Origin of the sequence: Kitasatospora cystarginea, assembly GCF_039533515.1 — a bacterium.
GTDB lineage: Bacteria > Actinomycetota > Actinomycetes > Streptomycetales > Streptomycetaceae > Kitasatospora > Kitasatospora cystarginea.
This window is the reverse complement of the sequence record NZ_BAAATR010000013.1, coordinates 17,030-27,964: the sequence shown is the minus strand read 5'-3', so window position 1 is coordinate 27,964 and position 10,935 is coordinate 17,030. Positions and strand designations below refer to the sequence as shown.

At 73.8% G+C, this 10,935-nt stretch carries 6 protein-coding genes and 2 tRNA genes; 4 read left to right on the top strand and 4 right to left on the bottom strand.

The genetic code is table 11. From position 1 onward, the window contains the following. The first annotated feature begins 27 nt into the window (after positions 1–27). Positions 28–99: transfer RNA gene (locus ABD369_RS16410), tRNA-Val, on the top strand. A gap of 40 nt (positions 100–139) precedes the next feature. Next, a tRNA-Val gene (locus tag ABD369_RS16405) sits at positions 140–211 on the top strand. Between the two features lie 278 nt (positions 212–489). Here the strand turns inward: ABD369_RS16405 and ABD369_RS16400 are convergent. Next, complete coding sequence (locus ABD369_RS16400; RefSeq protein ID WP_344637146.1) at positions 490–660, bottom strand: hypothetical protein; 171 nt, start codon at positions 658–660, stop codon at positions 490–492. A 462-nt stretch (positions 661–1,122) separates the two neighbouring features. Here ABD369_RS16400 and ABD369_RS16395 point away from each other — a divergent pair, with 462 nt between their 5' ends. Both ABD369_RS16395 and ABD369_RS16390 read left to right on the top strand, forming a co-directional pair. After that, on the top strand, positions 1,123–3,093 hold the full coding sequence (locus ABD369_RS16395; RefSeq protein ID WP_344637145.1) for a serine/threonine-protein kinase: 1,971 nt from the start codon (positions 1,123–1,125) through the stop codon (positions 3,091–3,093). Positions 3,094–3,421: 328 nt separating this feature from the next. Beyond that, entirely contained in the window at positions 3,422–3,823 is a 402-nt protein-coding gene (locus tag ABD369_RS16390) for a hypothetical protein (protein ID WP_344637144.1), read from the top strand. 80 nt (positions 3,824–3,903) lie between these two features. On the opposite strand, the gene ABD369_RS16385 is transcribed toward ABD369_RS16390, so the two are convergent. The 3 genes from ABD369_RS16385 to cobT all read right to left on the bottom strand — a co-directional run bounded on the left by ABD369_RS16385 (position 3,904) and on the right by cobT (position 10,607). Further along, positions 3,904–4,713, bottom strand: coding sequence for a TrmH family RNA methyltransferase (locus tag ABD369_RS16385; protein ID WP_344637143.1), 810 nt, complete (start codon positions 4,711–4,713; stop codon positions 3,904–3,906). 210 nt (positions 4,714–4,923) lie between these two features. After that, on the bottom strand, positions 4,924–6,165 hold the full coding sequence (gene cobA / locus ABD369_RS16380; RefSeq protein ID WP_344637142.1) for a uroporphyrinogen-III C-methyltransferase: 1,242 nt from the start codon (positions 6,163–6,165) through the stop codon (positions 4,924–4,926). Positions 6,166–6,389: 224 nt separating this feature from the next. Then, positions 6,390–10,607 carry a nicotinate-nucleotide--dimethylbenzimidazole phosphoribosyltransferase gene (gene cobT / locus ABD369_RS16375; RefSeq protein WP_344637141.1) on the bottom strand — a complete coding sequence of 1,406 codons (4,218 nt, stop codon included), beginning with the start codon at positions 10,605–10,607 and terminating at the stop codon, positions 6,390–6,392. Between the last annotated feature and the right edge of the window lie 328 nt (positions 10,608–10,935).

The window sequence follows — 10,935 nt, the reverse complement described above, 5'->3', positions numbered from 1 at the left end:
GGGTCTGACGCAGTACCGCCTCACCAGGCGCGATTAGCTCAGCGGGAGAGCACCACCTTGACACGGTGGGGGTCACTGGTTCAATCCCAGTATCGCGCACTCGGATCCCTCGGGGTCTGACGCAGTACCGCCTCACCAGGCGCGATTAGCTCAGCGGGAGAGCACCACCTTGACACGGTGGGGGTCACTGGTTCAATCCCAGTATCGCGCACAGCAAGATCGAAGGCCGTGATCCTCATCGGATCGCGGCCTTCGGCGTTCTCCGACGGTCGTTCAGGACTCGAAGATCCGACCTGTCGAAGACCCGCTCCTCGACGGCGGGCGGAGAGGCACTGGAAACGAAAGGGTGCCGGGTACGGACGGCCCTCACCGACCTCCGTACCCGGCACCCGAATCTGCCGAGAAGCCGTACGCACCGCCTCCGCCCGTCCGCGTCTGTCCCCGGCGGTGCGTGGTGCTCTCGGCAGGCGCATGACTCTTCCCCAAGAGTCAGCGCCCGATCAGATCGGCGACCGCCTTCGTCTGCGTCGCCAGTTGTTCCCAGCCGCCGAAGAGCAGCAGCAGGAGGATGGCGCAGGGCAGGGCCATGGCTATCGCCACCGCCGGGTGCCTGGTGCTTCCGGGCTCCGGCGACCGCCCGAAGCGGGACTGCCTGGCCATGATCGTGTTCCTCCCCGTGCCTTGCTGCCGTTCCGGGCCACTGGGTGGTGGGCCCGACTACGCGGTGGGCGGTTTACCTCGGGGGACGAGCCGGCCGCCCACCGCTGACATCAAAGGTATTCACGGGAGCAGGCCCGGTCGTCATGCCCGCGTACCGTTCCGGCGGCATTCCGAAGGATGATGCGGAGCGGGTGGGACTACTACCGCAGGGGGAGACGAGTTCGATCGGATCCCCGAGGGAACCCCGAGACCGACCCCGAGGGGCTGTCCCACCGCAGGTCAGCGGGGGTGGTTTCGCGCGATTCGGAAAGGGTTTCCGGCTCGGTCGGACAATCCGACCAGCACTACAGGTGTTGCGTATCAGCACACCGCAGCACGCAGTCCGTAAGCTGTGCCAGAAGGATTTCTGACGGTGCCCCACCCTACGGGGGGTCACCCCACAGGTTGAACGGGAACACGGACATGGCGATGACGCGGCTGCGGCGTGAGGACCCCCGCCTCGTCGGTCCGTACCGGCTGCACCGGCGGCTCGGGGCCGGCGGGATGGGCGTGGTCTACCTCGGCTCCGACCGCAAGGGGCAGCGGGTCGCGCTCAAGCTGATCCGCGCCGAGCTGGCCGGGGACCCGGAGTTCCGCACCCGGTTCGCCCGGGAGATCGCGGCCGCCTCCCGGATCCGGGGCGGCTGCACCGCGCGCGTGGTCGGCTCGGACATCGAGGCCGAGCGTCCGTGGCTGGCCACCGCCTACGTCCCCGGGCCCTCGCTGTACAAGCAGGTCAGCGACGAGGGGCCGCTGGCCTGGGGCGAGGCGGCCCGGATCGGCGCGGCGCTGGCCGACGGGCTGGTGAAGGTGCACGAGGCGGGGGTGGTGCACCGGGACCTCAAGCCGTCCAACATCCTGCTCTCCCCCAAGGGCCCGCGGATCATCGACTTCGGCATCGCCTGGTCGCGCGGGGCGAGCACGCTCACCCACGTCGGCACCGCAGTCGGCTCGCCCGGCTTCCTGGCACCCGAGCAGGTACGGGGGGCCACGGTCACGCCCGCCACGGACGTATTCGCCTTCGGCGCGACGCTGGCGTACGCGCTGACCGGGGAGTCGCCGTTCGGGTCCGGCGCCTCCTCCGAGGTGTTGCTCTACCGGGTGGTCCACGAGGAACCCGATCTGTCCGCGGTTCCGCCGCCACTGGCCCCGCTGGTGCGGGCCTGTCTGGCCAAGGAGCCGACGGAGCGGCCCGGGGCGGCCGCGCTGCACGAGCGGCTCACCGAGCTCGCCGTCCGCGGTGCGGCGGTCGGGCAGCAGGGGGCGTCCCGGGGCGGCCGTGCGAACGGGGGCTCCCCCGACGGGCCGGACGGTCCGACGGCCGGCTCTGCGGGCCGGGCGGCGGACGAGCGGCGGGGCGGACGCTGGGCGGGCGACCAGCCCCAGCAGGCGCCACGACGCGCCGGTGTACCGCAGGGCGGTCTGCCCGGGGCCCAGCGGCGGCCGCCGGCGCCGGCCGAAACACCGGCGGTGACCGCGCCGATGCCGCATCAGGACCTGGGGCAGGACTCCGCTCCGGCCGAGGCCCGCGAGCGTCGGCCCCGACGGGAGCAGCCGCAGTCGGCACGCGACCGGCGGACGCCGGTGCCCGGGCGTCCGGCCCGGCCGAGGGACCGTCAGCACACTCCGGCGCCCGGAGGGCCGTCCGAGGCCCGGCGGCGGCTGCTGCGCCAGCGGGTGGTGGTCTTCGTGACCGTCACCGTCGGTGTGGCGCTGGCGATCGCGGCGGCGCAGGGGTGCGAGAACCGCAGCAACCAGGGGCAGGGACGCACCGGCGTCCCGGTGTCGCCGTCCGCACCCGAGAGTGCGGGTGGCCACCCGGCCGGGAGCGGGGCCGGCGCCGGTCTGTCGGCGGACAGTGTGCTCCAGTCGCCGACGAAGTTCGCGGCGGTCGCGCACGGCACGGGCGACACCACGCTCGGACCGGCGACGGGCACGGTGCCGAACGTCGACTGGCCGAACCGCAGTTACTCCGACCCGGTGGGCGGTCCGGCCATCCGGCTTCGGGAGGGGCGGTCCACGGAGGGCGCGCAGGTCGCGCTGAGCACCGTCCTGCCCGCGCGGTACCGGGACGCTCCCGCGGCCCTGGTGGTGCTGCGACGGGCCGGGGGCTCGGTACCGGCGGACCTGGTGGAACTGTTCTCGTTCAACGGCGGGACGCCCGTGCTGCAGGCGTCCCGGTCCTCGGTGGCGGACGCGCAGGCGGCGACGGCCTGGCGGCTGGAGAACGGTGCGCTGGTGCGCGAGGAGCGCGCCCAGTCCGGCGGCTCGACCACCCGCTACACCGTCCGCGGCGACGGCCGCCTGGAGGAGTCCTGGCCGGGCTCCGGGGTCAGTGGCGGGACGGGTGGCGGCGCCACGCCGAGCCCGGGATCGAGCGGCACCTCCGGCTGAGCCCGAACGGGCCGTGGCGTACCGGGCTCGGCGTCATGACGTCCCTCCGTTTCGGTCCGGTGAGGTCGGCGGGCAGGTGGGTGCTCCGCCGGAATCGGCGGAGCACCCAAACGGTGATCATGGTGGCCGGCGCCAACGCCACACACCGAGACGCCGAGACGCCGGCCACAACGCCACCCGCCACACGTCCGTGGTCGGCAGAGGCACAGTCAACATGGTCGTTGACGTCGCAAGGTTCGAGGGGCGCTCCGCGATCCCTGTGCGCCGTTTCGCGCGGCGCGCTCTGGCCGCTCCCGCTGTGACGGTTTCGCCCGAGATGGTTCGGGCAGTGACTGTTACGCCCATCGAGGAGGAGGCCATGGCGAACCTGACCGAAGCAACCGTGACATTCCACACCAACGACGAGAACAAGGATCACGACACCAACGTCACCATCGAGGTCCGCGACCGCAGCGGCCACACGGCCGCGCGCGTCTCGGACACCTTCGGCCCGTTCAACGACCACACCAACAACGGCCCCTACAACCTCACTCTCATCAACCACGCCAGCAAGGACGACCTCCAGGGCGGCAACGTCCTTCTCCGGGTCGACCCGGTGGGCAACGACACGTGGCGGTTCAACCTCTTCGTGGACCTGCTGTTCGACGACGGCTCGCACCTGACGGTCACCGCGGACGGCCTGGAGGTCAACGAGGAGTCCGAGCAGCAGCAGACGTTCGGTCTGAACTAGTCCCCACGAAATGCAAGCCGATCGACGAGCAGCCGGACCGGAGGCGTTCTTGCCTCCGGTCCGACCTTGTCCCCGCCGTCTCAACGATGGTGGGAAACCGCATAGAAGCTGATTGCTGCCGCAGCGGCGATGTTGAGTGAGTCGATGTCGTGAGCCATCGGAATCCGCACCTTGAGGTCGGCCGCCGCCAGCGCCTCGGCTGACAAGCCTTCCCCCTCGGATCCCAGCATCAGGGCGCACCTGCGCAGCAGGTCGACCGGCACCTCGTTGAGCGGGACTGCATCGGGCGCGGGTGTGAGGGCGAGTACCGCGAAGCCGGCCGCCCGCACGACCTCCAGTGAGTCGGGCCAGGGGTCGAGGCGTGCGTACGGGACGGAGAAGACAGCACCCATGGAGACCTTCACGGCCCGGCGGTAGAGCGGGTCGGCACAGTCCGGGGAGAGCAGCACGGCATCCATGCCCAGGGCGGCCGCACTGCGGTACAGGGCCCCCACGTTGGTGTGGTCGACCAGGCCTTCCAGGACGACGACCCGGCGGGCGCCCGCGAGGAGTTCGGCGGCCTCGGGCAGGGGCTTGCGCTCCATCGAGGCGAGCGCGCCACGGTGCACGTGGTAGCCGGTGACGGCCTCGGCGAGGGCTGGTTCGACCACGTGGACGGGGGCTTCGGCGTCGGCGATCACGTCCGACATCACACTCAGCCACTTGGGGGTCAGCAGCATCGACCGCATCCGGTAGCCGGCGTCGAGGGCACGCCGGATGACCTTCTCGCCCTCGGCGATGAACAGGCCCTCGGCGGGTTCACGGCGGCGGCGCAGCTCGACGTCGGTCAGGCCGGTGTAGTCGGCCAGGCGCGGATCTGCCGGATCGGTGATGGTGCGGGGTTCGGACACGAGCCCGATCTTGCCCGTTCGGGTGGCCCTGGGCCAAACGCGGGGATGCGCCGGCCAGGGCCCCGGGGCACGGGGAGCTCGCCGCTGCCGGGTGCCAGGGGTTCGGCGGTGAGGGGTGGCATCCCGCCGTGTGGGTGTGACGGGGCGCCAGTCGCTGCTGGATGCCGGGCGTGCCGTCGCGTCCCGCCGTCCGCCTCGGCCGGCGGGCCCCTAGCGGGCCGTCCCCAGGACGTTGACGACGTCGCCGATGACGATGACGGCGGGTGGCCGGACGTCCTCGGCGGCGACCGTCTCGGCGACGGTGGACAGGGTGGCGTCGATCCGGCGCTGGGCCGCGGTGGTGCCCTCCTGGACGACGGCGACCGGGGTGTCGGCCGCTCGGCCGCACTCGACCAGCTTGGCGGCGATCTGGCCGATCTTGTCCACGGCCATCAGCAGGACCAGGGTGCCGCTCATCTTCGCGGCGGCCTCCCAGTTGACCAGCGAGCGGGAGTCGTCCGGACCGACGTGGCCGGAGATCACGGTGAACTCGTGGGTCATCCCCCGGTGGGTGACCGGAATGCCGACGGCCGCCGGAACACTGATCGAGCTGGAGATGCCGGGGACCACGGTGACCGGCAGCCCTGCCTCGGCGCAGGCCAGCAGTTCCTCGCCGCCGCGTCCGAAGACGTACGGGTCGCCGCCCTTGAGCCGGACCACGAACTTGCCCGCCTTGGCGTGCTCGATCAGGGTCCGGTTGATCGCCTCCTGGGCCATGAAGCGGCCGTACGGGATCTTGGAGGCGTCGATCACCTCGACGTGCGGGGGCAGTTCGGCGAGCAGTTCGCGCGGGGCGAGGCGGTCGGCGACCACCACGTCGGCGTCGGCCAGCAGGCGGCGGCCGCGCACCGTGATCAGATCGGGGTCGCCGGGGCCACCGCCGACCAGGGCCACGCCCGCGCCGTGCGAGCGGTACTGACGGGCGGCCAGGGAGCCGTCCCGCAGACCGTTCACGATCGCGTCGCGCAGCGCGGCGGAGTGGCGCGGGTCGCCGGTGAGGACGGCGACGGTGGCGCCGCCGTCGTGCCCGCCGGCCGGGGTCCAGGCGGTGGCGGCGGAGGCGTCATCACTGCGCGCGCAGAAGATCCGCAGGCGCTCGGCCTCGGCGCTGACGGCGGTGTTGACGGCCGGGTCGTCGGTGGCGACCAGCACGTACCAGCTCTCGGCGAGGTCGCCGTCCTGGTAGCCGCGCCGGTGCCAGGTCAGCTCCCCCGTGTCGGCCATGGCCTGGACGGCCGGGGTGGTGCCGGGCGATATGAGGTGGATGTCCGCCCCGGCGGCGATCAGCGCGGGCAGCCGCCGTTGGGCGACCTGGCCGCCGCCGATCACGACCACGCGTCGGCCGGTGAGCAGCAGTCCGACCGGGTACGGGGTGAGGCCCTCGGTGCTGGGGTGCGGGCTGGGCGCGCTCATGGGCGTGGCTCCTGGATCGGGCGGACGGTGTTCTACGGGTGTGGCGGTCGCCCCCACCGGCGCGCCCTCGGGCCGGTGGGGGGGCGATCGTCGGCGGAGCCGGGATCCGGTCCGGCCGTAGTGTTCGTGGCCGGGTCGTCCTGGTGCGCTGCGGTGCGCGGGCGATCCGGCCGTACGACGCCGGCCGCCGGGGCGGCATCGTACGGCCGACGGGTCGGCGGGGCCTAGGCCTTCTTCTCGGTGACTCCGGCGGAGTCGAAGGTGGCTACATCGTGCATCGCGCGGGCGGCGCTCTGCACCAGCGGGAGGGCCAGCAGCGCTCCGGTGCCCTCGCCGAGCCGCAGATCGAGGTCGATCAGCGGACGCAGGCCCAGCTTGGTCAGCGCGGCCTCGTGGCCGGGCTCGGCCGAGCGGTGGCCCGCGATGCAGGCGGCGAGCACCTCGGGGGCGATGGCCTTGGCGACCAGTGCGGCCGAACCCGCGATCACGCCGTCCAGGATGACCGGCGTGCGCAGGCTCGCCGCGCCGAGCAGGAAGCCCGCGATGGCCGCGTGCTCCAGGCCGCCGACTGCGGAGAGCACGCCGATCGGGTCGGCCGGGTCGGGCTGGTGCAGGGCGAGCGCCTGGCGGACCACCTCGACCTTGTGCTGGTGGGTGGCGTCGTCGATACCGGTGCCGCGCCCGGTCACCTCGGCCGGGTCGAGCCCGGTGAAGACCGCGATCAGCGCGGCCGAGGCGGTGGTGTTGGCGATGCCCATGTCACCGGTGATCAACACCTTGTTCCCGGCCGCGACCAGGTCGCGGGCGGTCTCGATACCGACCTCGATCGCCTTGAGCGCCTCCTCGCGGCTCATCGCCGGGCCCTGGGTCATGTCGTCGGTGCCCGGCTTGACCTTGCGCGGCAGCAGACCGGTGGTCCGGCCCTGCTGGATCGCCTCCGGCAGCTCGGACTTGACGCCGACATCCACCACGCACACCTCGGCGCCGACCTGGGCCGCGAAGGCGTTGACCACCGCTCCCCCGGCCAGGAAGTTCGACACCATCTGCGCGGTGACCTCCTGCGGCCACGGGGTGACGCCCTGGGCGTGCACGCCGTGGTCGCCGGCGAAGATCGCCACGCAGCCCGGCTCCGGGATCGGCGGCGGGCACTTGCGGCTCAGGCCGCTCAGCTGCGCCGCGATGATCTCCAGCAGGCCGAGCGAGCCGGCCGGCTTGGTCATCCGCTTCTGCCGGTCCCAGGCCTCACCGAGCGCCTTGGCATCCAGCGGGCGAATGCCGCGCAGGGTCTCGGTGAGCAGGTCGTGCCGCTCCTCGCCGGGCAGTGCGCGGTTGCCGTACTGCTCCTCGTGCACCACCCAGGACAGCGGGCGCTTCTTCGCCCAGCCCTGCTGCTGCAGCTCGGGCTCGTCCGGGAAGGAGTCGACGTACCCGACGCACAGGTACGCGACCACGTCCAGGTGCTCAGGCAGACCGAGCTCCCGGATCATCTCCTCCTCGTCGAAGAAGCTCACCCAGCCGACGCCGAGGCCTTCGGCGCGGGCGGCCAGCCAGAGGTTCTCGACGGCGAGGGCTGCCGAGTACGGGGCCATCTGGGGCTGGGTGTGCCGGCCCAGTGTGTGCCGACCGCCACGGGTGCGGTCGGCGGTGACCACGATGTTCACCGGGGTCTCGAGGATGGCCTCGATCTTGATTTCCTTGAACTGCTTCGCCCGGCCCTTGGGCAGCGACTCCGCGTACGCGTCGCGCTGGCGCTCGGCCAGTGCGTGCATCTTCTGCCGGGTCTTCGCGGAGCGGATCACCACGAAGTCCCACGGCTGGGAGTAGCCGACGCTGGGCGCGGTGTGGGCCGCCTCCAGAACGCGGATCAGCACCTCGTGCGGAATCGGATCCGGGCGGAAGCCGTTGCGGATGTCCCGGCGCTCGCGGATCACCTGGTGGACGGCGTCGCGACCGGCCTCTTCGTAGCCGGGAGCGGCGGGACCGCGGTCGATCTGCTCAACAGCGGCGTCCTCGGGAGCGGCGGCGTCCTCAGGGGCGGCGGCCTGGGAGACGGCGTTCTCCGGGGCGTCAGCGGTCGCGGCGTCGGTGGCGGCCGGTGCGTCGGTCGCCTCGGCGGTCGTCTCCGGGTTTGCCGCGTCGGTGGCGGGCTCGTCAGCGGCAGGCCCGGCCTCGGCCGGAGCCTCGGTCTCCGGGGTAGGCGCGGGCTGCGGCTCCGGCTGGGCCGGGGCCTCGACAGCCTGGGCGGAGGGGACCTCGCCGGTGCCCGTGACGGTCTCGGGAGTCGGCTCGGCGGCCGGGGCCTGGTCGGGGGTCTGTGCGGGTGCCACCTCGGCAGCGGCCACATGCTCGGCGACAGGCACCTGCTCGGCGGCGGGGTCAACCTGCTCGGCGGATGCGGCCGGGGCGGCGGGGGCGGCGGGGGCAGCCTGCTCGGCGGATGCGGCCGGGGCGGCGTCGACCAGCGGCAGTCCGTGCGGGGCCGGGTCGGCGAGGAAGGCGGCGATCCGGCGCGGCGGCTGGACCGGGGTCGCCGCCTGGGCCGGAACTGCCGCTGACGGGGCCTCGGTCGGTGCGGCCTCGGTCGGTGCGGCCTCGGTCGATACGACCTCGGTTGCAGGGGCATCAGCCGCCGGCGCCTCGGCGGACGAGGTGTCCGCGCCAGGGGCTTCGGCGGGCGCCTCGGCGGGCGGAGCCTCGGCGGCTGGGGCCTCGACAGCGGCTGACGGCTCGACGGCCGCCTCGGCGGGCACGTCCGCGGGCACGTCCGCAGCCGGGGCCTCGGTGGCGGCTGCCTCGGCAGTGGCCGATGCGGGCGGTGCGGTCTCGGCGGTGGCGGTCTCGGCAGCCGCCGCGTCGACGGCGGGCGCCGCATCGGCGCTCTCCGCGGACACCTCGGCCGCTGCGGGCTCCTGGACCTGCTGGACCTGGGCCTGCGCTGCCTGGGCCTGCGCTGCCGGGGCCTCCGCCGCAGGTGCCTCGGCGGTCTGCGCGTCCACGGCGGGGGCCTCGCCGGCCGGAGCCTCGGCCATCGGCGCTTCAGGGGCAGTGCCCTCTGCGGTCGGCGCCTCCGGGGCGGATGTCTGTACGGACGCCGTCTCCTGGGCGGGAGCGGCCTCGCCGGACGGAGCCTGCACGGCCTGCGCCTCCACCACGACGGCCTCGGCGGCCGGAGCCTCGACGGCGGTTGCCTCGACAGCAGCCGGTACCACCGGCTGGGCCTCCGACGGGACGGTCTCGGCGGCAGCAGCCTCCACGGGCGCGGCGTCCACAGCGTCGGTGCCCGCGGCTTCCACCGCATCGGCCTCCACCTGAACGTCCGCCGGCGCCGCCACGGCCGGAGCGGCGGTTGCGGGTTCCACCGGAGCCTCCGCTGCGGGCGCCTCCGCGGCCTGCTCGGCCACGGCCGGCTGCGCCTCGACCGGGGCCTGCGTCTGGGCCTGCTCCGGGGCCAGAACCTGCTCCGCCACCGGTACCTGGGCCGGAGCCGGCTCGGCAGCCGGAGCCACCGGGGCGGCCGAAGGCTCGGCTGCCACCGGCGGTACGACGACCGGGACGCCGTGCGCCGGCGTACCGCCCTGCGGCACCGGACGGCCCGCGAAGGCCTGCGGCTCGGCCCCGGACGGACCCCGGTCGGCCAGCGAGCGCACCGGCACCTGGCCGGTCATCAGCGACGGGTCCGGGATCGGCGGCCCCGCGTGCAGCGGACGCCGCTGCGGCTGAGGAGCCATCACCGGTGCGGCGGCGGCCTGCGGTACGGCCGGGGCAACCGGCACGGCCGGCTGCTCGGGCACGACCGGCGCACCCGCGGCGCCCGGAACACCAGCGGCGCCCTGGCCCGCCGCCTCTTCGGTGGTCGGCGGCGCGAGCGGCGGCCAGGACGGCTCGACCGGAGTACCGGCGTGCTGCGCGGCCTGCTGCGGAATGGCATTTCCGTCGACCGTGCGCAGCGTCATGGTGTCGGCCATCGCGGCGGGACCGGCCTGCGCGGCCATGGGCGCGCTCTGGTCCATGACCATGACCGTCTCGACCGGGCCGTGCACGACCGACTCGCCCCAGGACGCCTGCGGGCCGGGCATCAGCAGGACGTCGTCCTCGTCCTCCAGGTGGTCCGGCTGGTCGAGGAAGGTGTACGCGGGGCGGTGTTCAGCCGCCCAGCCCTCACCGCCCTGCGCGGGCACGGTGATCCCGGGCATCGGCCCGCCGGCCATCGGCATGCCCTCCGCACCCGACATCGGCATACCCGGCATTCCGGGCATCGGCGCCCCGGGCATCCCCGTCCCGGACGGAACTCCGGGCACGGCGACACCTGGCACGGCGGCCCCCGGTACGGCGACGCCCTCCGGCAGGCCGAGTACCTCGGCTCCGCCGAGCGACGGCGCCGTGGCCCCGCCGAGCAGGTGCTCCGGCAGTCCCTCGTTCGGGACGTGGCCGCCATCGGTCATGTCAAAGCTCCTTCCAGGCCGCTTCCGCGCCCTTGGCGAGGCGGTCCGCCGACCGCAGCGCCCAACTCCGCTCGGGGCGAGCCGCGCTTCGGCCCGCCCGTCCACCACCTACTGGCGTCCGCCGCATCGGCACGCGAGGGCGGACTCGCCGACGCGCTGCGCGCCACCCCCGGGCCTGTGCACCACCCCAACGGGGGTGGCGCATCATCAGAGACAACGAGAACCAGGGGCATGCGGCACGACCGCACCGGACCCTACGGCATTCTTCCGGCCCGGCACGGGCCGCGTCGAATGTCCGCACTCCGGACCGATGTGGCTTGCACCACGT